Genomic DNA, 25,673 nt, shown 5'->3' with positions numbered 1-25,673 from the left:
GAGTCTTCGAGCGTAAGGTGGCCAGGCGAGGTTCGTCCACGCATGAAATATGCGCGGTGCGCTAAAGCGTTTCCACCAGCCGCGCAGCCGAACCGTCCGACAGCGTCATCCGCGTCCACCGGCACCTGCTGCCGCGAATCGGCACGACGCGCGACGCATTCGCGCCGGTATCGAATTCGACGCTCGGCGGCCCCGCGCGGTCGTGCCAGCCGAGCGTGTCGAGCGCGGCTTCCATGCGGACGATTTCAGGCGTCGCGTAGCGCCACAGCGACGTGCCGAGCAGCATCGAAAGCGGCTGCGAGAACTCGGCCGCGCGCGCCGGCGAGCTTGCGAGCAGGCGGTGCGTGAGGTCGCACACCAGATGCATGCGGCCCGCGCTGCCCGCGATGAGCCGCGCGAGCGCGTGGTCGCCCGCGGAATCGAGGCGCGCGGCGAGCAGCCGCTCGGCCGTCGCGCGCTCGTCGGGCGACATCTGCTGGATGCCGGCTTCCCAGCGGGAGATCGTCGATTGCGCGACGCCGAACAGTTCGGCCGCGTGGCTTTGCTTCACGCGGTGCAGCGCGCGCCAGCGCTTGAGCTGCGGGCCGAGAGGTGGCGTGTGAAGCGGTGAGGCGGGCATGGCGATGCTCCGGTTGCGGTCGTTGTGTGCGCTCGCGTGTCGCGGGTTGCTGCCGCCGGCGCTGCAGGGGCGCCGCGCGCCTTTACATGATCCGGATGCCGCCGTTTGCCTGGATTGCGATGGCCGCGAACGGCACGAGCACGATGCCGCCCAGCACAAGCACGCCGTCGGCGGCAACCGTGATCGGCGTGGCGAGAATCCGCAGACCCATGCCGACAACGGATGGCGACTCCTTGATGTAAACCGAGTACGGCCGGTTGAACGGCTGCGCGGCCGCCTTGTCCTTCGCGGCGAAGCCTTCCGTCGAATAGCGCTTGCCGTCGATGTCGCCTTCGAGCACGAGGCCGGCCGGCGCAGTGGTGAATCCGTCGGTTGCTGCTGCCTGTCGATCGTCTTCCGACGCGTCCTTCGGCAACACGATCCGGTAGTGGCCGGTGACGCCGCCGCCGCTCGCATGAAAGCCGGCAAACGTCGTGCGCAGCGATTTCCGGTAGCCGGACTGCAGTACCGGCCGCAATTGGGCCGGCAGATCGAAGATGTAGTGGTAGCGCGTGCCGAGGACGACCAGCTTCTTGCCGTCCTCGGTGATCATGAATCCGGACACTTCTTCGCTGTATGCGTCGTCCTTGTACAGCTTCGGCGTGAAACAGCCCGACAGCGCGACGCTGCTCGCGGCGATGCCGGCGGCCAGCAGGCGCCGGCGCGTGATCGATATGCTCATTCTTGTTGTCCCGTCTGGTGCGGTTCGGTTCAGTGGCTTTCGCCCTCGGAAGCAGGATTCTGGCGCATCCGCCGCGTGTTGTCGAACGGGAAATCTGCCATGGCAGCGTTGTCGATCGCACCGCATCCGGCGGAGCGCCGGGACGCCCGGGCCCGCCGAAAACGTTTTCGGCAGGCTTTCACCCGACTCCGCCATATCTTATTATTCGGCCAGAGCGGCGTGCGCCGGCCGCCATCGGTCATGTCGACAGCATGACGCGCCGGCAACGATTGCCGCGTTCCGACAGGCGCGTCGCACAACGCACGGTCGACAAGACAGGAAACGCGAGGCCGCGCGTTTCCCAAAAATGACACGAGGGCACGATGGTACGACTGATCTTGCTGCTGCTGGGCATCGAATACCTGCGAACCCGCTGGCGCGGGCTGACCGTGCTTGGCTGGCTGTGGGTCGTCGCGGGCGTCGTCATCTTCGTCGACGCGCTCGACGGCGCGCTGCATTTCCCGATCGAGCTGTTTGCGTGGCTGTTCCTGATCGAGGGGCTCGCGACGCTCGCGGTGGCCGGCAGCGGCGTCGGCGGGCAGCGCATCCTGCGCTACGTGAAAGGCATCGTGGTCGTGGCGGCCGCGGGGCTCGTGTTCGCCGGGCATCACCATGGCCACTTCCTGCTGTCGATGATCTTCGGCACGCTGTTCCTCGTCGACGGGCTGCTGCAGTGCACGTCCGCATGGATGGTCCGCTACCGCCGCTGGAACGTCGCGTTCGCGTGGGGTGTCGTCGAGATCCTGCTGGCGATCTTCTTCTTCCAGCCGTACCCGACGCACTACGTGGGCACCGTGCCGTACTGCCTCGGCCTCCTGCTGATCTTCGGCGGGATGCACATGCTGAACCTCGCCGCGCGCGTGCGGCGGCTCACGCGCAATCCCGCGTTCGCGACGTCGCCCGCACCGGCACTCGCGCCCGACCTCGACGATGCGCGCGGCCAGCCGAGTTTCGCGCAGTCCGAATGGGACGGCCCGCCGGCCGACGGCGAGCGCGCGCTCACCGTGCACGTATGGACGCCGACCGGCACGTCGAAGGCCGAAGCGCAGCGCTATCCGGTGATCGACCGCTATATCGCGGCAGTGGACGTCAACGGCGTGATCTCGACCGGGCACGCGGCGCTGGAGTCGCCGGAGGGCATCTATATCAGCCTGTATCCGGGCGTCGAAATCGATCGTTCTCCGGACGAATTCACGCGCATCCTGCGCGCCACGCGCGAAAACGACGTGCCGGGCCTGTTCCAGCCGGACTACGCGACCGAGTCGAAGGCGTGGTGCCCGTCGACCGTGCGCGTGCGCATCCGCAACTACGATCCGGCGAAGCTCGACGCATTCTGGTCCGCATACCGGCAGAACGTGACGTACAACCTCACGCACCGCAATTGCTCGAGCACCGTGTCGAACGCGCTCGAGGCCGCGCTCGACGGCGCGGTGTGGCGGCTCAAGGGCGCGCGGGCCGGGTGGGGCGCGTTCGTGCGGCTGCTGCTCACGCCCGAGCTGTGGGTCGCCGCGCAGATCCGCAAGCGCGCGGTGACGATGGCATGGACGCCCGGCCTCACGCTCGACTATGCACGCGCGCTCAGCATGCTCGCCGACCCGCGGCCGTTCGCGTGGTGGAAGGTCGCACGCTCGGCGGTGAAGGCGATCGTGGCGTCGCGCCGCGCGTGGCGCGAGCAGGACAGCGCGGCGCTGTCGTCCGGCGGATCGGAAGCCGCGTCGATGAAGTGATCGCGTGGCGCCGGACGAGGGCCCGGCGCCGCAGGAGCCGCGACCGTGCGGCCCGGCGAGGTTGCCCGCCATCAGAACCCACAGACAAACGACGATGAACAAGACGAGCGCTTTCCGCATCCTGATTCCCGCTGCGCTGGCGCTGGCAAGCGCCGGCCTCGCGCAGGCGAGCACGGACGAAGTGCCGCGCATGAGCAACGACGTGTACCGGGTTTCGGTGTCGTTCTGCTCGAAAGTCGCGGCCGCCGAGAAGATCGAGTGCCAGGGCGACATGATCGCCTCGGGCAGCCGGATCGTTGCGGCGATGGGCGGGCTGCCGCCGGCGTCCGCCACGTCCATCGACGAAGGCGCGCGCAGCAAGCTGCCGGAGGCGGAGCGCAACGGGCTCGCACCGGTCGAGCCGGGTGCGATCGACAAGGACGACGACGCGGCCGGCCTCGCCGGCATGGTGCGTCTGTGCGACGTCTACGAATCCGGGCCGGCGTCGCGCGCGCGGCATCACGCGGCGCTGAAGCAGCAGGCGCCGGATGCCGCGCCGCGCGTCGAGGCGTTGCTGGCGGATGCGTCGACGGCGGCGCGCCGGCGCATCAGCATCGGCGTGTGGCAGATCCTCGTGCTCGAAGGTCCCGAATCGGTTGCGCGCGCATGCAAGCAGCTGGGGGCTGGATCGTGAGCAACGGCGTGCGGCGGCCGGAGTCGCGGCACGCGTCGGCCGTGAGCGATATCGGGAAGGCCGCGCCCGTGCCTGCTTTTCTCGATGGTTCCACGCGACGTGACGGTGCGTGCCCGCGCCACCGCACATAATTCGTCCACCTTCACATTCGTGCCACGTTGCGGCAGCAACAATCGCGGGCAGACATTCGACAATCTTGCGGCGCATCCCGCGACCGCAAGCCTTTTCCGAGGAAACGCCATGCTCAAGACGCTCGCCCGCGCCGTTGCCGCACTCGCCGTCGCTTCCGCTTCACTGCACGCCACCGCGCAGACCAGCTACGACTACCTGTTGCTCGCCGCGTCGTGGGAGCCCGGCTTCTGCGCGTCGCACGACACGCCCGAATGCACGAACCTCGCCGGCTCGTATGCGGCGACGAGCCTGTCGCTGCATGGCCTGTGGCCGAACCGGTACGACGGCAACCAGCCGTTCTACTGCGGCGTGCCGCAGAACGACGTTGACCTCGACAACGCGCACCAGTGGTGCAGCATGGATGCCTACCCGATCAGCAGCGCGACCCGCAACACGCTGTCGACGTACATGCCGGGCGTCGCGTCGTGCCTCGACAAGCATGAATGGTTCAAGCACGGCACCTGTTCGAATTCGGCGTCGCCCGATGCGTACTGGAACCAGGCGTCCGGCATGATCAGCCGGCTCGGCAACACGTCGTTCAATGCGTACCTGCAGGCGAACGCGGGCAAGACGGTCACGCGTAACCAGTTGCTGTCCGCGTTCGAAGGCGCGTTCGGCAGCAATACGCGCAGCGCGGTGTCGCTGAAGTGCACGAAGACGAATGGCGTCAGCTATTTTACGGAAGCGTGGATCGCGGTGAAGACGAATGCGACCACGCAGTTCCCGAGCGCCGCGTCGCTCGTGACGGATGGCAATACGCAGGGCACGTGTCCGACGTCGGGGGTTTATATCGCGAAGTAAGAGGGAAGGCGGTCGACGTGCGTGATATCGCGCACGTCGTCGCCCGTTGCGGTTTCGACGGGATGACTGACCACGCAGCAGCCGGGCCGGTTCCGGCGCGTCGAGTGGTGCTCGTGGTCGTCGATCATGTCGGGCAGCGCATGTCGCGACACCGCCCCATGAGACATCCGCGACGCGCTGCTGGCCGGCGGTCGGTACCGTTCCCGCCAGCAGCGAGCTCTACGTGACGAACAATCGGTCCGCTACCCGAGCAGCCGCAACGCATCCGCGAGCGCCAGCACCGTCGTGCGCGATTCGAACGCGGTGGAGAACAGATGCTCGTGGACGATCGGGTCCGGGTCGTAGCAGCAGTCCTTGACCGTATACAGGCGGAAGTCCGCGTCGCTCGCATGCGCGATCGACGACAGCATCACGCCGGTCGACGCGATGCCGACCATGATCAGCGAATCGACGCCTTGCGCGACCAGCCGTGCCTGCAGATTGGTGCCGAAGAACACGCTCGCGCGATGCGCGGCGATCAACGGTTCGTCGGGCTGTCGCGCAAGCTCCGGGCACGTGTCGTCGTCGACGAACAAGCCGAGCTGTTTGATGCCTTGGCCGTTCTTGTTGCGCGGGCTGACTTCCGGATAACCGGGGCTGAACCGGAGATTGGCGAACCAGACGCCGATGCCGCCGGCCCGCGCCGCGTCGCACAGCCGGCGCGTATTGGCGAGCAATTCGAGGGCAACCGACGGAAAGAGTCCGAGGATGTCCGTCTGGTAATGCATGACGAGCAGCGCGGTTTGGGACGGCACGATGGCCGTTGCGTGATCCGATGTGTTTTCCTGATTCATGACTGACGGCCCTCGATCATTGTTGGTTTTACCGCTGCATTTCTCGGTATCTGCGAATGCGTGCATCAGCATAGCAGCGGTCGCCGTCGCGCGAGTTCCGACTGGCGATCGATCCGCCGTGCGTTGACCGGGCTTGTCGAACCATCGCGTCACAGCCCGAGCGGCATCTGAAGCGTTCTGCTTCGCCTCTCGTGGAAGCTGGCGTTTCGCGCCTCAAAAGATCGACCGTCCCGAATAGGTCGTCAACCACTCCAGCGCCAACGTGCTGGAACTCCGGCAATATAAACTGACATGTAATCCGTCCTGCACTGACCGCGCGCAAGTGCCACGCCTCTCTCGATGACCGAATTCGGCTGCGGATTCAACCCGAGCCGTTGGAAGGTCATTCGAGAGTCCGTTTTCGCGCCGGTCGCAGACGCTATAGGGGACGCGTTGTGGCGCCTATGCCGAGGATTGTCCGACGACGTTCTGTCAAAATATCCGCCTAATCCTTCTGACCGGTCACGGAATGGAACTCAGACAGCTACGCTATTTTCTCAGCGTCGTGGAACACGGAAGCATGGGCAAGGCAGCGCTGGAACTCGGCGTGGTGACCTCGGCATTGAGTCAGCAGATCAGCCGTCTCGAAGGCGAACTGTCCACGCGTCTGCTGCAACGCACCTCGGGCGGCGTCGTTCCGACCGACGCAGGTCTGGCGTTCTGGCGTCAGGCGCAACTCGCGCTGCGTCATATCGACGATGCAGCGCTCGCTGCACGCTCAGCACGTCTTTCGGGCCATGTCAGCGTCGGCATGGCGCCGAGCACGGCGAGCGTGCTAGGTGTCGCATTCATGCAGGCCATGCGCTCGCGCTATCCCGATGTGCGGCTGCACATGGTCGAAAGTCTCTCCGGCTATCTTGCGTCCATGCTGAGTGCGCGTCAGATCGATCTCGCCGTGCTGTTCCGTGAGGAGTCCGCGCAACGCTGGAGCGTGCTGCCGCTGCTGGACGAGCGGCTGTTCCTGATCGGCATGGGCGATCTCGATGGCATGCCGACGAGCGCATCCGTCCGGCTGAAAAATCTCGGCAGGCTTCCGCTCATTCTTCCCAGCGGCACGCACGGGCTGCGTTCGCTGCTGTTATCAGCGTTCAGGCGCGCCGAATACGAGCCGAACATCGTCGCCGAAGTCGATGGCCTTGCGCTCCTGATGGACTTCGTTCGCACCGGCATCGGCGCGACGATACAGCCGGGCGCGGCGCTCGCAAGGCCCGAGAATGTGATACTGACGAGCGTGCCCGTCGCGGAGAAATACGCCACGCGGCCCAACATGCTTGCCAGCATCTCCGACGACGAACTGTCTCCCGCCGGTCTCGCTGCGCGCGTGGTGCTCGCCGATGTCGCCCGTCAACTGGTGCGGGAAGGCCGTTGGCCCGGTGCGCGGCTGCGGGAGCCTCCGCCTTCACAAAAAGTGAAGACCCCTTGACGGCTGGCTGGTAGCGACGCGGGCACGAGACCTTTACGATTTGTCCAAAAGGAGACAAGTCTGATGGTCGATGTGCTCGTAATCGGAGGAGGCAATGCCGCGCTGTGTGCCGCATTGATGGCGCGCGAAGCGGGCGCCTCGGTCCTGCTTCTCGAATCCGCGCCGCGCGAATGGCGCGGCGGCAACTCGCAACACACGCGCAATCTGCGCTGCATGCACGATGCGCCGCAAGACGTTCTCGTCGATGCCTATCCGGAAGAGGAATTCTGGCAGGACCTGTTGAAAGTCACCGGCGGCATCACGAATGAGCATCTCGCACGCCTGACGATCCGCGCGTCGTCGTCGTGCCGACCGTGGATGCAGAAGCACGGGGTGCGCTTCCAGCCGCCGCTGTCCGGCGCGCTGCACGTGGCACGCACCAACGCATTCTTCATGGGCGGCGGCAAGGCACTCATCAACGCGTATTACCGCAGCGCCGAAGCGCTCGGCGTCGATATCCGCTATGAAACGCCCGTCGATTCGCTTGAACTCGACGGCAGTCTCTTCATCGCGGCGCGCAGCGGCAGCCAGCGCTTCGAGGCGCGCGCCTGCGTGCTAGCGGCGGGCGGCTTTGAATCAAATCGCGAATGGCTGCGCGAAGCGTGGGGGAAAAACGAGCGCGGCGAGTGGCCCGCTGACAACTTCCTGATTCGCGGCACGCGCTTCAACAAGGGCGTGCTCATCAAGCATATGACCGACGCCGGTGCGGACATGATCGGCGACCCGTCGCAGTCGCACTGCGTCGCCATCGATGCACGCGCGCCGCTGTATGACGGCGGCATCTGCACGCGCATCGACTGCGTGTCGCTGGGCGTCGTGGTGAATCGTGACGCCGAGCGCTTCTACGACGAAGGCGAGGATTTCTGGCCGAAGCGCTATGCAATCTGGGGACGGCTCGTTGCGCATCAGCCGGGGCAGATCGGCTATTCGATCATCGACTCGAGGGCAATCGGCCGCTTCATGCCGCCGGTGTTTCCGGGCGAAAAGGCCGACACGCTGCCGGAACTCGCGCGCAAGCTCGGCCTGCCGGAAGCGCGCTTCATGGAAACGCTTACGCGCTATAACGATTCATGCCGCGACGGCACCTTCGACCACACCGCGCTTGACGACTGCCACACCGAAGGCCTCGCGCCGCCCAAAACACACTGGGCGCGCCGCATCGAGACGCCGCCGTTCTACGGTTATGCGTTGCGGCCAGGCATCACGTTCACGTATCTCGGACTAAAGACCAATGACCGCGCGCAGGTGCACTTCGGCGGCAAAGCCAGTGAGAACCTGTTCGTGGCCGGCGAAATGATGGCTGGCAACGTGCTCGGTAAGGGCTATACAGCGGGCGTCGGCATGTCGATCGGCACGGCCTTCGGGCGCATTGCCGGGACGCAGGCCGCGCGCGCCGCACTCAAAACAACGGAGGCAACCAGTGCAGCAGTCTGACCCGCTCGCGCCCGAACGCACGCGCACGGCGTTATCGGTCGATACGAAAAAAACTTCACACGGCAGCACGGCGCGCGTGATCCCCATTGTGGCGATGAGCGCCGGCGAAACCGAAGTGGCACGGCAGATGCAGATCTGCAACGCCTGCCGCTACTGCGAAGGCTTTTGCGCCGTGTTCCCGGCCATGACGCGCCGCCTGGAATTCGGCAAGGCGGACGTCAACTATCTGGCGAATCTCTGCCACAACTGCGGCGCGTGCTATCACGCGTGCCAATACGCGCCGCCGCACGAATTCGGCGTGAATGTGCCGAAAGCGATGGCCCAAGTCCGGCTCGAAACCTACACCGAATACGCGTTTCCCGCGTCGTTCGGTGCGCTGTACAAGCGCAACGGCCTGACTTTGTCGGTTGCACTGGCGGCCGGACTCGCGCTGTTTCTGCTGCTCGGTACTGCATTGCACGGCGGCTTGTCGGGCGATGTCGCACCAGCGAACTTCTACTCGATCTTCCCGCACAACCTGCTCGCGGCGATGTTCGGCATCGTTTTCCTGTTCGCCATTCTCGCGCTCGGTATGGGCGTCACGCGCTTCTGGCGCGACGTGTCGGCAGGAACGGCGAGCGCGAGCGCGCCGGCCGTCGCGGAAGCGGCCAGGAACGCGCTGACGCTCAAGTACCTGGACGGCGGCCACGGCGACGGCTGCAACGAAGAGAACGATGCCTTCACGCTGGCGCGGCGCCGTTTCCATCACCTGACGTTCTACGGCTTCATGCTGTGCTTTGCGGCAACCGCAGTCGCGACGCTCTATCACTATGCATTCGGTCTGGAAGCGCCGTATCCGTTTCTGAGCGTGCCGGTGCTACTGGGAACGGTGGGCGGCATCGGACTGATTGCGGGGCCGGCGGGACTGCTGTGGCTGAACCTGAAACGCGTTCCGGAGCGGGGCGATACCCGTCAGCGTCCGATGGACCGCGGCTTCATCGCGCTCCTGCTGCTGACGAGCGCATCCGGTCTCGCGCTGCTCGCGCTCCGCACGACCTCGGCGATGCCGTCGCTGCTCGCGATTCATCTCGGCATCGTGATGGCGCTGTTCGCCACGCTGCCTTACGGCAAGTTCGCGCATGGCATCTTTCGCTCGGCGGCGTTGCTCAAATCGTCGATAGAAAAGCGGCAACGCAACACACTGAGCCTCAGTTCGGATTAGCAGTCACTAGGGCGCCTTGGGGCGCCCATCACTATAGACAAGAACCAGGAGACGAAATGAACCGCACAGAATCGATCGCCGCTACGCCCGGCGTTTCGCCCATGACGAGGGCCGCCGCCGTGTTGCGCGTGACCAGCGGCAATTTCATCGAACAGTTCGATTTCTTTCTGTTCGGCTTCTACGCGACATCGATCTCGAAGATCTTTTTCCCGTCCACCAGCGAGTTCGCCTCGCTGATGCTCACCTTCGCCGTGTTCGGCGCGGGCTTTCTGATGCGTCCGCTCGGCGCAGTCTTTCTCGGCGCGTATATCGACAAGGTCGGACGGCGCACCGGGCTGATCGTTACGCTGTCGATCATGGCGAGCGGCACTATTCTGATTGCCTGCGTGCCGGGGTACGCGACCATCGGCCTGCTCGCGCCAGCGCTCGTGCTGCTCGGGCGTCTGTTGCAGGGCTTCTCGGCGGGCGCGGAACTTGGCGGCGTGTCTGTCTATCTCGCGGAAATGGCGACGCCCGATAACAAGGGCTTTTACACGAGTTGGCAGTCGGCGAGCCAGCAGGTCGCTATCGTCGTAGCGGCGGCCATCGGTTACGCGCTGAATCAGTGGCTGTCCGCGCAGCAGATCAATGCATGGGGCTGGCGCGTGCCGTTTTCATCGGCTGCGCGATCGTGCCGTTCCTGTTCATGCTGCGCCGTTCGCTGCAGGAGACCGCAGCGTTCGAAGCGCGGCGGCATCATCCGCAGGCGCGCGAGATTTTTGCGATGTTGCTCGGCAACTGGCGCACCGTCATCGGCGGCATGCTGCTGACGGCGATGACCACCACCACCTTCTATCTCATCACCGTCTATACGCCGACCTTCGGGAAGTCGGTGCTGAAGCTGTCCACCTCCGACAGCCTGATGGTGACGCTGCTCGTGGCTGCATCGAATTTCGTCTGGCTGCCGATCGGCGGCACGATCTCCGACCGCATCGGCCGCAAGCCGCTGCTGCTCGCCATTTCCGTGCTGGCGATCTTTACGGCTTATCCGGCGCTGTCCTGGCTCGCCGATGCACCGAGCTTCGCGCGCATGCTGATCGTTCTGCTGTGGTTCTCGTTCTTCTTCGGCATGTATAACGGCGCGATGGTCGCCGCACTCACCGAAGTGATGCCGGTCGAAGTGCGCGTCGCGGGCTTCTCGCTGGCGTTCAGTCTCGCGACGGCGCTGTTCGGCGGCTTTACGCCTGCGGTATCGACGTATCTGATTCAGGTCCTGCATGACAAGGCCGCACCAGGCTACTGGCTGAGCTTCGCTGCGCTCTGCGGCTTGTGCGCGACGCTCAGGCTGTACCGTCGCCGCGCGGGCAGCAACGCGTCGTCGGCATCGTCGGCCTGATAGCGATTGCTTCGGCGCGTTTACGTAACCCCGGCTTCGCACAGGGCTTTCGCATTTCCAGCGGCGACAAGAAGGGTCGATGCGGTCCAGCTTGCGCAGCAACGCAGGCCACTCCATCTTGCCGTAAGAGCGGCGCGTCTGCGGCTGATAGCTCATGTGCCCGGCGCGCAGATTATGGGTTGAAGGCCTATTCGACTGACCGACGAGTGGGCTTGCCGGGAATTTTTCATCTGCATGTCGGCAAACGATCATCGGAACGTGCGGCTGGCATTGGCCGCATTTATCGATCACCTGTTGACGGGCTGATTTTACCGGCTCACATGCCAATGGCTGAGCGCTTTCATCAATTCGTTGCATCGACGGGTTGAATCCGCAGTCGATTGCTGCCGATGGCCGAATTCCCCATTGAGCGCGCCGGCGCGCGCCGATATTCACCAGCCGCCGTTGCGCCAGATGAGTCGCGCTTAACTTCGCCCCTTCAAAAAATCGACCTCCCCGTATAAGTCGTCAACCACTCCAGCGCCAACGTCCCCGCCAGCGAATTCCCATTAGCATCGAGCCCCGGCGCCCACACGCACACGGCCATCTCCCCAGGCAGCACCGCCACGATCCCGCCGCCGACGCCGCTTTTCGCGGGCAGCCCGACGCGATACACGAAATCGCCGGCCGCATCGTAGGTGCCGCAGGTCAGCATCAGCGCCGACAGCCGCTTCGCGGAACTCGAATCGACGATCCGCTCGCCGGTCACCGGCGCGACGCCGCCGTTCGCGAGGAACAGCGCGGCGCGCGCCAGCTCGACGCAGTTCATCGTGATCGCGCACTGGCGGCAATACGCGTCGATCACCGTGTCGGGCGGCATCTGCATGTTGCCGAAGCTCGCCATGAAGTGCGCCATCGCGCGGTTGCGCTCCGCGTGCTGCAGCTCGGACAGCGCGACGCGCGAATCGTAGTCGATATCGGTCGCGCCGATCAGCCGCCGCACGAATTCGACGAGCGCCGTCTCGGCCTTCACGAAGCGGCGGCACAGCACGTCGGTGACGACCAGCGCGCCGGCATTGATGAACGGATTGCGCGGCTTGCCGCGCTCGCTTTCGAGCTGCACCAGCGAATTGAACGCGGTGCCGGACGGCTCGCGGCCGACCCGCTCCCACAGCGCATCGCCCAGCAACTGGAACGCGAGCGTGCAGGCGAACAGCTTCGAGATACTTTGGATCGAGAAGCGCTCGTGCGCGTCGCCGACCGTGTAAACGTTTCCGTCGAGCGTCACGACGGCCATCCCGAACTTGTCGGCAGGGATTTTCGCGAGTTCGGGAATATAGTCGGCAACCCGCCCCTGGCCGATCCAGGGGGCGAGTTCGGTGTGGATGCGATCGAGGATGGTCTGGTAATTCATCACGTCAGGCAGGGTAGATGCGTGGCCCGGATTCCGGCGAGCCCGTATGGAACCGTCCCGGCGCCGATTCGTCAAGCGTGGCCGGCATCGCGCCCTTATTTTCAAGACCGGCAAACGGGCAAGCGGCGGGCGCAGTATCATGCGGTACGTTTCGGCCGATGGCCGGCGTCCGGCATCGGCCGGCGCCGCCGCGGCTACCCCGATGACCCGACCGCTGCCCATGTCTTTTCGCATCCTGCTCGTCGAAGACGACACCCGCCTGTCCACGCTGATCGCCGGCTACCTGCGCAAGAACGACTATGAAGTCGACACTGTGCTGCATGGTGACGCCGCGGTGCCGGCGATCCTGTCCGTTCGCCCCGATCTCGTGATTCTCGACGTGAACCTGCCGGGCAAGGACGGCTTCGAGATCTGCCGCGAGGCGCGCAAGCAGTACGACGGCGTGATCATCATGGTGACGGCGCGCGACGAGCCGTTCGACGAGCTGCTCGGCCTGGAATTCGGCGCGGACGACTACGTGCACAAGCCGGTCGAGCCGCGCATCCTGCTCGCGCGGATCAAGGCGCAGCTTCGCCGCGCGCCCGCGCGTACGGTCGAGAGCGCCGCGTCGCAGCCCGAACGCTATGCATTCGGCAAGTTCTCGATCGACCGCACCGACCGCAGTGTCGTGCTGCCCGACGGCAGCACGCCCGATCTGACGTCGGCCGAATTCGACCTGCTGTGGGCGCTCGTGTGCCATGCGGGCGAGGTCGTCAGCCGCGACGACCTGATGCTGCAGTTGCGCGGCGTCGAATTCGACGGCCTTGATCGTACGATCGACGGGCGCATCTCGAAGCTGCGCCGCAAGCTGCGCGACGACGCGAGCAACCCGCAGCGGATCAAGACGATTCGCAGCAAGGGTTACCAATTCAGCAAGCACGCGTGGGAATGACGCCGCCGTCAGGCGACGCCGTCACGTTCCGCGCCAGCAATCCGCCCGCCAGCCGGGAGCCGCGATGATCCGACGAACCCGTTCGCACCCCGATGCACTGCCGTTGTCGACGCTGCGCTATGTCAAATGGCGCTGGCTGCATTTCCGTCGCGCGTGGACCGATACGCGCGCCGACCGCATTCCGAGCTGGTCGCGCCTTTACGTGCGCACCTACCTGCATCTGCTCGGCCTCGTGCTGCTGACCGCGCTCGTGCCGGCGCTCGCGCTGTGCGTCGAATTGTCGCCGCAGGTGGTGTGGCATGCGTTCGACGCGCTGCCGGGCGATATCTGGATCGTGCTCGCGTTCGTGTTCGCGGCGCCCGCGCTCGCCGCGTACCGGTGGATGCGGCCGGTCTGGTCGGATCTCGTGATGGTGCGCGAACGCGCGATCGACTTCACCGGCGGGCGCTTCAACACGCGTGCGCGCGAATCGCACAGCGTGATCATCGGCCCGCTCGCGCGGACGCTGAACGCGCTCGCGATGCGGATGGAGCGGCTGATCGCCGCGCAGCGCGATCTCACGAACGGCATCTCGCACGAGCTGCGCACGCCGCTCGCACGCGTGCGCTTCGCGCTGGAGATGCTGCGCGAGCCCGCTTCTGCCGCGGAATACCAGGGCGCGCTCGAGAGCATCGCGCAGGACGTGACCGAGCTCGAGGAATTGATCGACATGAGCCTCACGTTCGCGCGGCTCGAATACAGCTCGCTGCAGTCGAACCTCGAGATGACCGCGCCCGTCGCATGGTTCGAGCACCAGGTCAACGACGCGCAGCTGCTGTATCCGGAGTGCACGATCGAGTCGCGCGTCGCGCTCGAGTCGAATCTGCGCGTGAAGATGGACCGGCGGCTGATGTCGTACGCGATGCGTAACCTGCTGCGCAACGCGAGCAAGTATGCGCAGTCGCGGATCGTCGTCGGCATCGCGATGGAGCACGGCAACATCGGGATCTTCGTCGAGGACGACGGCCCCGGCGTGCCGGAGCAGGAGCGCGAACGGATCTTCGACGCGTTCGTGCGCCTCGACCGCCGCACGGGCGGCTACGGGCTCGGCCTGTCGATCACGCGGCAGGTGCTCCATGCGCACAACGGCCGGATCGCGGTCGTCGATCCGGTGGAGCTCGGCGGCGCGCGCTTCGAGATCAGCTGGCCGATCGGCACGGCGCGCGCCGCGGCCGGCCCGTCGTCCTGACGGCAGGCGCGACAGGCCGTTTCGCGCGGCGCCGGCGCATCAGTAAGTGCGGCCGAGCTGCAGATAGAAGTTGCGGCGGCCGCCGGGCGCGAGCGCAACGCCGATGTAGACGGGCCCGAACGCGGTCGACAGGCTCGTGAAGAACGTATAGCTCTGCTTGAGCGCGCCGCCGCCGATCTGCTGGCCGCTCGACCAGACGTTGCCGACTTCCGCGCTGGCGCCCACCGACAGCGCCTTGACCGGCGACGCGTTGAACGTCATCAACTGATTCATGTAGGTGATCTGGCCGTACGCGAGCTCGTTGCCGTTCAACTGGTCGGCCGCATAGGCGGACAAATGCTGGAAGCCGCCGAGCGTGAAGTTGAAGGCATTGATCAGGTTGGTGCCGCCGATGCTCTTGCCGCCTTCGATCGTCGCGCTGACGCTGTGCCGGCCGAACTGCTGCGCAATCATCGCCTTGCCGTAGATCTCGGTGTAAGGCGCGTCATTGATCCCGTCGTCGAACTCCTGTGCCGATCCTCCGTTGCGCGATACCAGCGAGCGTTCGACGCGCAGTTCGGTGAAATAGCCCTTGCGCGGGAACATCGGATCGTCGAGCTGGTCGATGACGAGCCGCGCACGCGCGGTCAGCGCCCGCGACGTGAAGCTCGGCCACAGCAGCGCCTGGCTGTTGCCGTCGTCGAACGGCAGGTTGTAGGTCGGCGAGCCGTGCCCGGTCACGTAACCGAGACCGATCCGGAAATCGCCGAGCCGCGCGATCGGCAGGCCGAGATCGAGCCCGGCGCGCGCGGTCTGCATCAGGTACTGCGTGACCTTCACGTCGCCGGTGTTGTCGTACAGGTTCGCGTAGCGGCGCTGGTATTCGGCGTAGGGCGCGACATAGACGCCGTACGCCATCGGCAGCGGCTGGCGCAATTCGACGCGCGCCGACTGCAGGTCGCTGCCGATCGTCGTATCCGCGCGGAACTCGAGGCCCGATTCGGTGAGCCAGGGCCGCCGGTAGCCGACATGCAGGCGGAAGCCGCCCTCGTCGGTCGAGCTGCTCGACATGCCCAGGCCGAACAGCAGGAAATTCGGCCCCCAGTATTTCTCGCGCGCATTGATCTCGAGCACGTTGTCGTTGCCGTGGCTCACGACCTGCTGGGTGACGCTCTCGAAATTGCCGCCCGTCGTCAGCCCGAGCAGATCCTGGCTGACGGACTGCGGATCGTAGAGGTCGCCGGGCTTCACGTGCAGCGCGTCGCTGACGACGCGCTTCGGCACGCCGCCGCTCGTCTTGATCTCGATGCGCGTGATCCGGACCGGCGGCGGCAGCGGCTGCGCATGCGCGGAGCGGTAGGCGGCGTATTCGTCGGGGGGCAGCGCGTAGCGCTTCAGACGCGGCAGCGCGGCGGTGGCCGCCGCTTCGCCGGCGGAGATGGCCTGGCGCGCGTTCTGGAAATCGGTGAAGCCGAGCGAGCCGAGCTCGGGCGTGAGCAGCACGTCGTTCGCGGTGATCTGCCGGCGCTGGGCCGACACGTTCTGGCGAATCAGGATACCGACCATCTGCTGCATCACGTCGGCGGGCGACGCGAGCGCGTCGAGCGGGCGCAGCTGCGAGCCGATGTCGACGGCGATCACGACGTTCGCGCCCATCTGCCGTGCGGTGTCGACCGGCAGGTTGCTGACGAGGCCGCCGTCCACCAGTGCGCGGCCGTTGATCTCGGCCGGCGCGAACAGGCCGGGCATCGCCATGCTCGCGCGGATCGCGAGCGGCAGCGAGCCGTGGTCGAGCACGACCATCTGGCCCGTCTGCAGGTCGGTCGCGACCGCGCGGTACGGAATCGGCAGCCGGTCGAACGGCTGGTTGGTCGGCACGGAGGCGGTCCAGTCGGCGAGCAGCGCCTGCAGCCGGTTGCCCTGCACGAGGCCGACCGGCGCCTTCACGCCGCTCTTGCCGAAGCCGAGCGTCAGGCCGTTGATGTACAGGCGTTCGTCTTCCCGGCTGGTTTGCGGCAGGTCCGCGCGGTCCGTCACGTCGAACGCGATATCCGCGAGGTTGACCTCCGACAGGCGCTTCTGCATGTCGTCGGCGGCCATCCCGCTCGCGTACAGGCCGCCGACCACCGCGCCCATGCTGGTGCCCGCGATGCAGTCGACCGGGATGCGGTTTTCCTCGAGCACCTTCAGCACGCCGAGGTGCGCGTAGCCGCGCGCGCCGCCGCCGGACAGCACGAGGCCGATCGACGGGCGGCCGGCCGGGCCGCCGTCGGCCGTGCAGTCGTGCGTGGCAGCGGGCGTCGCGGCGGAGGCAGCGGCCACCGGCGTGCCGGCCGCAGCGGGGGCGGGCGCGGTGGCGGTGGCCGGCAGCGGCTGCGCGGCCACCGTGCAGCACCAGAAGGCGACGAGCGTCGTGCAGAGCGGGCGCACCCGCGCCCAGCGGGAGGAAACGTTCGCTGTCATTGAGGAAATACCTGGCGTGATCGGGCGTCTGAAGCCTGCCGGGAGCAGGCAAGACCGAGAGATTACCGTGTTTTACAGGCGCAACGCGAGAGACCGTTTCGGAGTCCGACACCCTCGAAGTACTGGTTTCGGCAATTTCGTCGCGAAATAATCATCGGAATTGGCTAAAGTATCGGCACGATTTGCCGCTAACTTCATGATGGGGCGGCAGGCGCGCCGCGGGGATGCGGCGGGGCCGTCCCGGCCCGATCGTTCAAAAAGGCTTGATATGTCGACACCGCTGTTCGGAAAGTTGTTTGCGCAACCCGTTGCGATCGACCCTGGGACGGCGAGTACGCAGATCTATACGCACGAGCGCGGCGTGGTGCTGAACCAGCCGTCGGTCATCTGTTTCCGCAAGGCCGGTGCGAACGACGCGCGGCCGACGCTCGAGGCCGTCGGCGAGCGTGCGAAGGCGCTGCTTGGCCGCGAACCGGGGCATCTCGAAGCCGTGCGGCCGATGCGGCACGGCGTGATCGCCGACGCGCACGCGGCCGAACAGATGATCCGCAGCTTCATCGACATGTCGCGCACGCGTTCGCGCTTCGGCCGCCGCGTCGAGGTCACGCTGTGCGTGCCGTCCGATGCGACGGCCGTCGAGCGCCGCGCGATCCGCGAGGCCGCATTCGCGGCCGGCGTATCGGAGGTCGAACTGATCGAGGAATCGCTGGCTGCCGGGCTCGGCGCGGGCCTGCCGGTGACCGAGCCGGTCGGCTCGATGGTCATCGACATCGGCGGCGGGACGACCGAAGTCGCGGTGATCGCGCTCGGCGGCATCGTCTACCGCGAAGCGATCCGCGTCGGCGGCAGCCAGTTCGACGCGGCGATCGTGAACCATGTCCGCAACCTGTACGGCGTGCTGCTCGGCGAGCAGACGGCCGAGCACGTGAAGAAGACGATCGGCTCGGCCACCAGCGCGGTGCCGCGCACGACGACGCGCGCGGTCGGGCGCAGCATCAGCGACGGCCTGCCGCGCTCGGTCGAGCTGTCCAACCACGACGTCGCGGACGCGCTGGCCGCGCCGCTCAAGCAGGTGATCGGCGCGGTGAAGTCGGTGCTGGAAAACGCGCCGGCCGAGCTCGTGACCGACATCGCGAATCGCGGCGTGGTGCTGACGGGCGGCGGCGCGCTGCTCGCGGATCTCGAACGCCTGCTGTACGACGAGACGGGGGTGATCGCACGGATCGCCGATGAGCCGGCCACCTGCGCGGTGCGTGGCGCAGGCGAGGCGATGGGGCGGCTGGCGATGTGTCCGGCCGATTGACGCGGTTCGATTCGGGCCGGGCCGGGCATCGCTGCGCAACGCAGCCATTCACATTCTTTCGATCTCCGTAGCGCCGGCCCGCCCGCCAGCGCAAAGCGGGTCGGTCTTCTTTCCAGCAGGTCGGTAACGGCCCGGCATCGGCCGGCCGCGTGGACACGCGCGAGCGCGCCGTGCTAGCGTTACGCGCCCATGCCGGGCCGGGCCAGCCGATACGCCCGACGACCTGAGAGACCGAAAACCTTGAATTACCAAACCAAACGGGGCTTTGCGGCCCGGGCGGGCCGCCTGCTGGCCGTCGTCGCATGCATCTGGGTTGCCGCGGCCGTCGCGCTCGTCGCGTACGGGATGCGGATGCCGAGCGAGCCGGCCGACGTCGCCGTGATCTTCGGCAACGCGCTCGACGACACGGGCGCGCCGAAGCCCGTGCTCGCGGCCCGGCTCGACGTCGGCGTGCGCTGCTACCGCACGGGGCAGTGCCCGGCGTTTCTGGTCAGCGGCGCGATCGACGGCCCCGGGCTGAACGAGGCGACGGCCATGCGCGACTATCTCGTGGCGCGCGGCGTGCCGGCCGACCGGATCGCCGTCGACGACCAGGGCGACAACACGCTCGCGACCGCGCAGCACACGCTTGCGTACCTGCAGGCGCACCGCCTGTCGCGCGTGCTGATCGTCAGTCAGTATTACCACCTTGCGCGGGCGCGCCTTGCGTTCGAGCGCGTCGGCATCGCGCGGGCGAACATCTCCGCCGCGTATCCGCGCCGCTTCCAGTTGCGCGACGTCTATTCGAGCTGGCGCGAGGTGCCGGCCTACGCGGTATATGCAGTGCGTCTGTCGGCGAATCCCGACGCGCGGCCGGTCTCGTTCCGGCCGATGCTTTACCTGATGAGCCTGTTTTCATAAGACGGCGCACGGGGGCAAACGCGTCCGGCGCCTGATTTTCTCCTTCCTTCGGGCTTCCTGCCGTTTCACGCCGGATGCGGCGTTGTTTCCATTGGTTTCTCGCCGGCCGCACGGATGTCATCGGTGCCGGACAGGCGATAACGATTCGCGTTTCAGCTTTGATGCAAGACGGAAATCGAAACGATTTGGCCGATTGCATGCAAGTCCGTTTTTTATCTGTTGTTAAACGGATGCTGATTATCGGTATCGGCGATTCGCCGGCATGGAAATACTGCGCCGCAAAATTCGTACGCGTTGAATTGAAGCCGCGTATTAGCGTTTTTACGGATGCCGCGATTCCGGTGTTTTTGCGAAAAATCAAAATAAACAGGCGAAAAACATGCGGAGAACCGCAGAAAGCATGTGGCGGCGGGTAAAAAATACATCCATCTTGGCCCTGATCCGATGGGTAAACATCGACTGGAAAATGGCGTGAGTTTGATATAGCCTTGTCTGACAAAAAGCAGGGAAGTAATCAAATCAACCAAAAATTCGCTGCAGAGAAACAGGGGCCACCATCATGTCATTCGACTAGTTTCGCGTCCGCAACCCGGGGCTGATTAAAAACTTATTCATGAATATGCCGACGTCGCATTGCGACCGCCGGTGTGCACGCCTTTATTCGCGATTTTCTGCTGCGTGCCGTCAGGTGCAGGCGCAATACCAAAACCAATATTGAGGGAAAGCATGAATCTTGCGCGTTCGAAAAAAGCCGGCGAGCCGTTTCCGAGACTGCTGTTGCCGACGGGTGTTTTCCTGGCGCTGTCCGGCGCCGGCGTCGTTCCCGCCCATGCGACCTGCAGCACGGCAGGCACCACGGTGACCTGTTCCGGCGTTGCGAACCCGCTGGCTCCCAGTTACGCGAACAGCGCGAACAACCTGAACGCGACGGTCAACCCCGGCGCGAGCGTCGGCGTGCTGCTCGGCGTCGGCGGCACGGCGATGTCGCTGACCGGCAACAACAACACGCTGACCAACAACGGCACGATCGATCCTTCCGTGCTCGGCTCGGGGCTCGGCGTGCTGTCGAGCGGCGCGGTGGTCGGCAATGCATCGGCGAGCGCGAACACCACCGTCGTCAACAACGGCACGATGAACGGCTCGACGGGGGTGGCGATCAGCGGCGTGACGGGCATGGCGCTGTCGGTCCAGAACGGCACCGGCGGCACGTCGAACATCACGAATACCGGCACGATCGGGTCCAACCCGCTGGTCGGCGCGACCCTCGTCGGCGCGGACGCGCCCGTGGTTGCCGCATATGGCGGCGGCACGGTCAACATGAGCAATAGCGGAACGATCAACGGCCGCGTGTCGTTCGGCACGAACGGCACGCCCGGGCAGGGCAATACGTTCACCAACTCCGGCACGATCAACGGCGGCGTGTCGATGGGCGCGAACAGCACCAACACGTTCAATGCCGTGACCGGCTCGTCGGTCAACACGGCGGGCGGCACCGGCGGCGCGTTCAACATCACGGTCGGTCCGAACACGCTCAACGTGGCGGCGACCGGTATCGTCGACGGCGGCGCGGGCGGCAACAACACGCTCAATCTGCAGCAGGGCGCCACCCCGAACGGTACGATCGCGGTCAACAACTACATCAACTTCAACCACCTCGACGTCAACAGCGGCAACTGGGCGATCAACGGTGCATCCACCGCGCAGGATGCGACGCTGAACGGCGGTGTCGCGATCATCGGCGACAACGCGTCGCTCGGCACCGGCACCATCACGGCCAATGGCGGCGCGCTGCAGGCGGGCACGGCAGGGCTCAACGTCGCCAACGGCGTGACGCTCAATGCCGGCGGGCTGACGGTGCAGGGCGCGACCGGGCTCACGCTGTCGGGTACGGTGACGGGCACCGGCGCGCTGACGAAGAACGACGGCGGCACGCTGACGCTGTCCGGTGCGAGCACGTACTCGGGCGGCACGAACCTGAACGGCGGCGGTTTGGTCGTCGGCAACAATACGTCGCTGGGCACGGGCGCGCTGAACGTCAACACGAACGCGTCGCTCGACACGAGCGCAAACGTGACGCTCGACAACGTGGTCAATCTCGCCACCGGCACGACGCTGACGATCGGCGGCAGCAACGATCTCGGGCTGGCCGGCACGATCGGCGGAGCCGGCGGCCTCGTGAAGAACGGCGCGGCGATCACCACGCTGACCGGCGCGAATACGTATACCGGCGGCACGACGATCAACAGCGGAACGCTCGCGCTGGGCGCGGGCGGTAGCCTGGCGGCGACGGGCACGGTCAACCTGGCCGGCGCGGGCGCGACGTTCGACGTGAGCAGCGCATCGGGCGCGCAGACGATCGGCTCGCTGGCCGGCGCGGCCGGCACGAACGTGAACCTCGGCGGCAATTCGCTGACGCTCAACGGCAGCGCCAATGCGACCTATGCCGGCACGATCGGCGGGGCGGGCAGCGTGACGCTGTCAGGCGCCGGCACGCAAACGCTGACGGGCACGAACACGTATACGGGCGGCACGAACCTGAATGGCGGCAACCTCGCCGTCGGCAGCAATACGTCGCTCGGCATCGGCGCGGTGAACGTGAACGGTTCGTCGACGCTCGATGCGGCCACCAACGTGTCGCTCGCGAACGACGTCAATATCGCGACGGGCACGACGCTGACGCTCGTCGGCAACACCGGTCTCGGCCTGAGCGGCGTGATCGCCGGCGGCGGCGGTCTCGTGAAGAACGGTGCGGCGGCGGTCACGCTGTCCGGCGCGAACACCTATACGGGGGGCACGACGCTGAACGCCGGCGGCCTGGTGCTCGGCAACGGCTCGGCGCTCGGCACCGGCGCGCTGACCGTCGGCGGCGCGGCGACGCTCGATACGACCACGAGCCTGACGGTCGGCAACGCAATCGATCTCGGAACGGCCACTACGCTGACGCTGGGCGGCAGCAACGCCCTCGGGTTGAGCGGTGCGATTTCCGGTGCGGGCAGCCTCGTGAAGGACGGCGCGGCGACCACCACGCTGACGGGCGCGAACACGTATACAGGCGGCACGACGATCAACGCGGGCACGCTGGCGCTCGGCGCGGGCGGCAGTCTCGCGGCAACGGGCACGGTGAATCTCGCCAACGCCGGTGCGGCGCTCGACATCAGCACGGGCGGCGCGCAGGCGATCGGTGCGCTGTCGGGCGTGGCGGGCACGAACGTGAGCCTCGGCGGCAACGTGCTGACGCTCGGCGGCACGGCCAGCGGCACCTTCAGCGGCGCGATCTCCGGCACCGGCGGCCTGACGCTGGCCGGCACCGGCACGCAGACGCTGAACGGCGCGAGCACCTATACGGGCGGCACGAACCTGAACAGCGGCGGCCTCGTGCTCGGCAACGCAGCGGCGCTCGGCACCGGCGCGCTGAACGTCGGCGGCGCGGCGACGCTCGATACGACCACGAACCTGACGCTCGCCAACGCCGTCAATCTCGCCGGCACCGGCTCGACGCTGACACTCGGCGGCAGCAACGCTCTCGGGCTGGCCGGCTCGATCGGCGGCGCCGGCAGCCTCGTGAAGAACGGCACGACGACGACGACGCTGACCGGCGCAAACACGTACTCGGGCATCACGACGATCAACAGCGGCACGCTCGCGCTCGGCGCGGGCGGCAGCTTCGCGTCGACCGGCGCGGTGAACCTGGCCGGCGCGGGCGCCGCGCTCGACCTGAGCGGTGCAACGGGTGCGCAGTCGCTCGGCGCGTTGTCGGGCGTCGCGGGAACGAACATCAGCCTTGGCGGCAACGCACTGACGCTCGGCGGGACCGCCAGCGGCACGTTCAGCGGGACGATCGGCGGCGCGGGCAGCGTGACGCTGGCCGGCACCGGCACGCAGACGCTGAACAGTGCGAATACCTATACCGGCGGCACGAACCTGAACAGCGGCAGCGTCGTGCTCGGCAACGCCGCGGCACTCGGCACCGGCGCGCTGAACGTCGGCGGCGCGGCGACGCTCGATACGAACGCGAGCCTGACGGTGAGCAACGGGGTCAATCTCGGCACGGGTGCGGCGCTCACGCTGGGCGGCAGCAACGCGCTCGGGCTGAGCGGTGCGATTTCCGGCGCGGGCGCACTTGCGAAGAACGGCGCGGCGACCACGACGCTGACCGCTGCGAACACCTACACCGGCGGCACGACGATCAACGCGGGCACGCTGGCGCTCGGCGCGGGCGGCAGCCTCGCGTCGACGGGCGCGGTGAACCTCGCCGGCGCGGGCGCGACGTTCGACGTGAGCGGTGCGGCGGGCGCGCAGACGATCGGCGCGCTGGCCGGCGCGGCCGGCACGAACGTGAATCTCGGCGCGAATGCGCTGACGCTGAACGGTGCCGGCACCGCATTCGGCGGCACGATCGGCGGCACGGGCGGCGTCACGGTGGCGAGCGGCACGCAGGTGCTGACCGGCAGCAACACGTACACGGGCGGCACCACGATCGCGGCCGGCGGCACGCTGCAACTCGGCAACGGCGGCACGTCGGGCAGCATCGCCGGCAACGTCGTCGACAACGGCGCGCTGGTGTTCAATCAGTCCGGCAGCGTGACGGTTGCAAGCGTGCTGTCCGGCACCGGTTCGCTGACGCAGGCCGGTAGCGGGCAACTGACGCTGACGGGCACGAATACGCTGAGCGGCCCGACCACCGTCAGCGCCGGCACGCTCGCCGTCAACGGTTCGCTCGCCCAATCGGCCGTGACCGTGCAGAACGGCGCGACGCTGACGGGCACCGGCACGATCGGCGGCCTCGTGGTGCAGGGCGGCGCGACGGCCGCCGCGTCGCAGCCGGGCGCGGCACTGAACGTGGCCGGCAACGTCACGTTCCAGCCGGGTTCGACGTTCCAGGTCGCGGCCACGCCGCAGCAAAGCGGCAGCGTCGCCGCGACGGGCACGGCGACGCTGAACGGCGGCACCGTGCAGGTGCTCGCGAACCAGACCGGCTATCAGCCGGGCACCACCTACACGATCCTCACCGCCTCGTCGGGCGTGCAGGGCGCATTCAGCCAGGTGACTGCGAACTACGCGTTCCTGATGCCGACGCTCAGCTACGATCCGGATCACGTGTACCTGCAACTGGTCGGGAACGGCACCGCGCTGCCCGACGTCGCGACGACGCCGAACCAGCGCGCGGTCGCGACCGCGCTCGGCGGGCTCGGCGCCGGCAACCCGCTGTACGACGCGGTCCTGACGACCGACGCGGGCACCGCGCGCCGTGCATACGGGCTGCTCGACGGCGAACTGCACGCGAGCCTGAAGAGCATGCTGCTGCTCGACAGCCGTTATGTGCGCGATGCCGTGACCGATCGCGTCCGCCAGGGTCTCGCGCCCGGATCGGGCCCGCTCGCGGCGCTGTCGTCGGGCGGTGCCGCGCTGTGCGGCGACAACACGGCCGGCGCGGTCGACCCGACGCTGCCGCCGGAACGCCGGATCGGTTCGCGCGACGGCTGCTACGGCGGTACGCCATACCAGCCGGTCGTCTGGGGGCAGGCGTTCGGCGGCCGCAGCCGGCTTGCCGGCGACGGCAACGCATCGACGATCAAGCGCAGCATGACGGGCTTCATCGCCGGTGCCGACATGGCGTTCAACGACAAGTGGCGCGCGGGCCTGGCCGCGGGCGTCACGCACGGTTCGCTCGACAACGACTTGAGTTCGTCGGCGTCGGTGAACAGCTACTACCTGTCGCTGTACGGCGGTGCGCAGTACGGTGCGCTCGGCGTGCGCGGCGGCGCGTCGTACACGTGGTACCGGATCAACAGCGACCGTAATCCGGGCTTCGCGGGCTTCTCCGATCACGACTCGGCCGGCTACAACGCGAATTCGGCACAGGTGTTCGGCGAAGTCGGCTACGCGCTGCCGGTCGGGCCCGTCGCGATCGAACCGTTCGCGGGCATCGCGTACGTGAACCTGCATACCGACGGCTATACGGAAAGCGGCGGCGCGGCAGCGCTGCGCGCCGGCGGCGAGACGACCCACGTCGGCTTCTCGACGCTCGGCCTGCGCGCGGCGTCGCAGCTCGGCTCGATCGCGAGCGGCACGTTCACCGCGCGCGGGACGGTCGGCTGGCGCCACGCGTTCGGCAACGTGCGGCCGTCGTCGACGTTCGCGTTCGCGAACGGCGGCACGTCGTTCCAGGTGTCGGGCGTGCCGATTGCTCGCGACAGCGCAGTGCTCGAGGCCGGCATCGACGCGAACATCACGAAGCGCCTGACGCTCGGCCTCACGTACAGCGGCCAGTACGGCAGCGGCGTGCGCGACAACGCGGTGCTCGGCAACATCCTGTGGAAGTTCTGACCGGCGCGTAATACGCCCACGTCGGCGCCGGCCTCGGCGCTAGCCCGCGACGCC

18 protein-coding genes and 2 pseudogenes are annotated in these 25,673 nt (G+C 67.0%); 13 read left to right on the top strand and 7 right to left on the bottom strand.

Annotated elements, in window-relative coordinates; genetic code table 11:
• Positions 1 to 61: 61 nt before the first annotated feature.
• Together ACM6JT_RS24250 and ACM6JT_RS24245 are read right to left on the bottom strand one after the other, a co-directional pair.
• Complete coding sequence (locus ACM6JT_RS24250; RefSeq protein ID WP_105392190.1) at positions 62 to 619, bottom strand: helix-turn-helix domain-containing protein; 558 nt, start codon at positions 617 to 619, stop codon at positions 62 to 64.
• A gap of 82 nt (positions 620 to 701) precedes the next feature.
• On the bottom strand, positions 702 to 1,340 hold the full coding sequence (locus ACM6JT_RS24245; RefSeq protein ID WP_131945971.1) for a hypothetical protein: 639 nt from the start codon (positions 1,338 to 1,340) through the stop codon (positions 702 to 704).
• 362 nt (positions 1,341 to 1,702) lie between these two features.
• Between ACM6JT_RS24245 and ACM6JT_RS24240 the strand changes: the two genes are divergently transcribed.
• From ACM6JT_RS24240 to ACM6JT_RS24230, 3 genes are all read left to right on the top strand, one after another.
• Positions 1,703 to 3,106, top strand: coding sequence for an HdeD family acid-resistance protein (locus tag ACM6JT_RS24240; RefSeq protein WP_414857460.1), 1,404 nt, complete (start codon positions 1,703 to 1,705; stop codon positions 3,104 to 3,106).
• 94 nt (positions 3,107 to 3,200) lie between these two features.
• On the top strand, positions 3,201 to 3,779 hold the full coding sequence (locus tag ACM6JT_RS24235) for a hypothetical protein (protein ID WP_414857459.1): 579 nt from the start codon (positions 3,201 to 3,203) through the stop codon (positions 3,777 to 3,779).
• A gap of 240 nt (positions 3,780 to 4,019) precedes the next feature.
• Positions 4,020 to 4,751, top strand: a complete 732-nt coding sequence (locus ACM6JT_RS24230) for a ribonuclease T2 (RefSeq protein ID WP_034180616.1) — start codon at positions 4,020 to 4,022, stop codon at positions 4,749 to 4,751.
• A 242-nt stretch (positions 4,752 to 4,993) separates the two neighbouring features.
• On the opposite strand, the gene ACM6JT_RS24225 is transcribed toward ACM6JT_RS24230, so the two are convergent.
• Positions 4,994 to 5,584, bottom strand: a complete 591-nt coding sequence (locus ACM6JT_RS24225) for an isochorismatase family cysteine hydrolase (RefSeq protein ID WP_414857458.1) — start codon at positions 5,582 to 5,584, stop codon at positions 4,994 to 4,996.
• Positions 5,585 to 6,092: 508 nt separating this feature from the next.
• Between ACM6JT_RS24225 and ACM6JT_RS24220 the strand changes: the two genes are divergently transcribed.
• The 4 genes and pseudogenes from ACM6JT_RS24220 to ACM6JT_RS24205 all read left to right on the top strand — a co-directional run bounded on the left by ACM6JT_RS24220 (position 6,093) and on the right by ACM6JT_RS24205 (position 11,095).
• Positions 6,093 to 7,046 (top strand): LysR family transcriptional regulator, encoded by a 954-nt coding sequence (locus tag ACM6JT_RS24220; protein ID WP_034180607.1) that lies wholly within the window; start codon positions 6,093 to 6,095, stop codon positions 7,044 to 7,046.
• A 63-nt stretch (positions 7,047 to 7,109) separates the two neighbouring features.
• Complete coding sequence (tcuA, locus tag ACM6JT_RS24215) at positions 7,110 to 8,519, top strand: FAD-dependent tricarballylate dehydrogenase TcuA (protein ID WP_414857457.1); 1,410 nt, start codon at positions 7,110 to 7,112, stop codon at positions 8,517 to 8,519.
• Positions 8,506 to 9,720: a tricarballylate utilization 4Fe-4S protein TcuB gene (gene tcuB, locus ACM6JT_RS24210; RefSeq protein WP_034180605.1), complete on the top strand. Its 1,215-nt coding sequence runs from the start codon at positions 8,506 to 8,508 to the stop codon at positions 9,718 to 9,720. The genes tcuA and tcuB overlap by 14 nt, the downstream gene beginning before the upstream one ends.
• A gap of 56 nt (positions 9,721 to 9,776) precedes the next feature.
• Positions 9,777 to 11,095, top strand: a pseudogene (locus ACM6JT_RS24205) (MFS transporter).
• A gap of 63 nt (positions 11,096 to 11,158) precedes the next feature.
• On the opposite strand, the pseudogene ACM6JT_RS24200 reads toward ACM6JT_RS24205, so the two are convergent.
• Both ACM6JT_RS24200 and ACM6JT_RS24195 read right to left on the bottom strand, forming a co-directional pair.
• Positions 11,159 to 11,251: pseudogene (locus ACM6JT_RS24200) on the bottom strand (class II aldolase/adducin family protein); the annotation flags it as partial.
• Positions 11,252 to 11,573: 322 nt separating this feature from the next.
• Positions 11,574 to 12,488: a glutaminase gene (locus tag ACM6JT_RS24195; RefSeq protein WP_034180602.1), complete on the bottom strand. Its 915-nt coding sequence runs from the start codon at positions 12,486 to 12,488 to the stop codon at positions 11,574 to 11,576.
• A gap of 220 nt (positions 12,489 to 12,708) precedes the next feature.
• Between ACM6JT_RS24195 and ACM6JT_RS24190 the strand changes: the two genes are divergently transcribed.
• Both ACM6JT_RS24190 and ACM6JT_RS24185 read left to right on the top strand, forming a co-directional pair.
• Positions 12,709 to 13,419 carry a response regulator gene (locus ACM6JT_RS24190; protein WP_034180997.1) on the top strand — a complete coding sequence of 237 codons (711 nt, stop codon included), beginning with the start codon at positions 12,709 to 12,711 and terminating at the stop codon, positions 13,417 to 13,419.
• 64 nt (positions 13,420 to 13,483) lie between these two features.
• Complete coding sequence (locus ACM6JT_RS24185; protein WP_051983677.1) at positions 13,484 to 14,647, top strand: ATP-binding protein; 1,164 nt, start codon at positions 13,484 to 13,486, stop codon at positions 14,645 to 14,647.
• Between the two features lie 39 nt (positions 14,648 to 14,686).
• Here the strand turns inward: ACM6JT_RS24185 and ACM6JT_RS24180 are convergent, their stop codons facing one another.
• A complete protein-coding gene (locus ACM6JT_RS24180) occupies positions 14,687 to 17,089 on the bottom strand; it encodes a patatin-like phospholipase family protein (RefSeq protein ID WP_414857456.1) in 2,403 nt (800 codons plus the stop codon).
• Between the two features lie 268 nt (positions 17,090 to 17,357).
• On the opposite strand from ACM6JT_RS24180, the gene ACM6JT_RS24175 reads away from it, so the two are divergent.
• The 3 genes from ACM6JT_RS24175 to ACM6JT_RS24165 all read left to right on the top strand — a co-directional run bounded on the left by ACM6JT_RS24175 (position 17,358) and on the right by ACM6JT_RS24165 (position 19,708).
• Complete coding sequence (locus tag ACM6JT_RS24175; RefSeq protein WP_034180600.1) at positions 17,358 to 18,392, top strand: rod shape-determining protein; 1,035 nt, start codon at positions 17,358 to 17,360, stop codon at positions 18,390 to 18,392.
• A 240-nt stretch (positions 18,393 to 18,632) separates the two neighbouring features.
• A complete protein-coding gene (locus ACM6JT_RS24170) occupies positions 18,633 to 19,292 on the top strand; it encodes a YdcF family protein (RefSeq protein WP_407972078.1) in 660 nt (219 codons plus the stop codon).
• Between the two features lie 197 nt (positions 19,293 to 19,489).
• Positions 19,490 to 19,708 (top strand): hypothetical protein, encoded by a 219-nt coding sequence (locus ACM6JT_RS24165; RefSeq protein ID WP_414857455.1) that lies wholly within the window; start codon positions 19,490 to 19,492, stop codon positions 19,706 to 19,708.
• Positions 19,709 to 19,903: 195 nt separating this feature from the next.
• Here ACM6JT_RS24165 and ACM6JT_RS24160 read toward each other — a convergent pair whose 3' ends face one another.
• Positions 19,904 to 20,137 carry a hypothetical protein gene (locus tag ACM6JT_RS24160; protein ID WP_235212471.1) on the bottom strand — a complete coding sequence of 78 codons (234 nt, stop codon included), beginning with the start codon at positions 20,135 to 20,137 and terminating at the stop codon, positions 19,904 to 19,906.
• A 13-nt stretch (positions 20,138 to 20,150) separates the two neighbouring features.
• On the opposite strand from ACM6JT_RS24160, the gene ACM6JT_RS24155 reads away from it, so the two are divergent.
• On the top strand, positions 20,151 to 25,619 hold the full coding sequence (locus ACM6JT_RS24155; RefSeq protein WP_414857454.1) for an autotransporter domain-containing protein: 5,469 nt from the start codon (positions 20,151 to 20,153) through the stop codon (positions 25,617 to 25,619).
• The last annotated feature ends 54 nt before the right edge of the window (positions 25,620 to 25,673 follow it).

It is taken from the genome of Burkholderia sp. IT-111MI5 (assembly GCF_949752865.1).
Lineage (GTDB): Bacteria > Pseudomonadota > Gammaproteobacteria > Burkholderiales > Burkholderiaceae > Burkholderia > Burkholderia pyrrocinia_C.
This window is presented reverse-complemented; position numbering and strand designations above follow the sequence as displayed.

What these genes read in the sequence shown, in the direction of transcription:
- ACM6JT_RS24180 (WP_414857456.1), bottom strand. Translation starts at nt 17,089, where the DNA reads ATGACAGCGAACGTTTCCTCCCGCTGGGCGCGGGTGCGCCCGCTCTGC.
- ACM6JT_RS24185 (WP_051983677.1), top strand. Translation starts at nt 13,484, where the DNA reads ATGATCCGACGAACCCGTTCGCACCCCGATGCACTGCCGTTGTCGACG.
- ACM6JT_RS24225 (WP_414857458.1), bottom strand. Translation starts at nt 5,584, where the DNA reads ATGAATCAGGAAAACACATCGGATCACGCAACGGCCATCGTGCCGTCC.
- ACM6JT_RS24165 (WP_414857455.1), top strand. Translation starts at nt 19,490, where the DNA reads ATGCAAGTCCGTTTTTTATCTGTTGTTAAACGGATGCTGATTATCGGT.
- ACM6JT_RS24190 (WP_034180997.1), top strand. Translation starts at nt 12,709, where the DNA reads ATGTCTTTTCGCATCCTGCTCGTCGAAGACGACACCCGCCTGTCCACG.
- ACM6JT_RS24230 (WP_034180616.1), top strand. Translation starts at nt 4,020, where the DNA reads ATGCTCAAGACGCTCGCCCGCGCCGTTGCCGCACTCGCCGTCGCTTCC.
- ACM6JT_RS24175 (WP_034180600.1), top strand. Translation starts at nt 17,358, where the DNA reads ATGTCGACACCGCTGTTCGGAAAGTTGTTTGCGCAACCCGTTGCGATC.
- ACM6JT_RS24250 (WP_105392190.1), bottom strand. Translation starts at nt 619, where the DNA reads ATGCCCGCCTCACCGCTTCACACGCCACCTCTCGGCCCGCAGCTCAAG.
- ACM6JT_RS24235 (WP_414857459.1), top strand. Translation starts at nt 3,201, where the DNA reads ATGAACAAGACGAGCGCTTTCCGCATCCTGATTCCCGCTGCGCTGGCG.
- ACM6JT_RS24195 (WP_034180602.1), bottom strand. Translation starts at nt 12,488, where the DNA reads ATGAATTACCAGACCATCCTCGATCGCATCCACACCGAACTCGCCCCC.
- ACM6JT_RS24245 (WP_131945971.1), bottom strand. Translation starts at nt 1,340, where the DNA reads ATGAGCATATCGATCACGCGCCGGCGCCTGCTGGCCGCCGGCATCGCC.
- ACM6JT_RS24220 (WP_034180607.1), top strand. Translation starts at nt 6,093, where the DNA reads ATGGAACTCAGACAGCTACGCTATTTTCTCAGCGTCGTGGAACACGGA.
- tcuA (WP_414857457.1), top strand. Translation starts at nt 7,110, where the DNA reads ATGGTCGATGTGCTCGTAATCGGAGGAGGCAATGCCGCGCTGTGTGCC.
- ACM6JT_RS24240 (WP_414857460.1), top strand. Translation starts at nt 1,703, where the DNA reads ATGGTACGACTGATCTTGCTGCTGCTGGGCATCGAATACCTGCGAACC.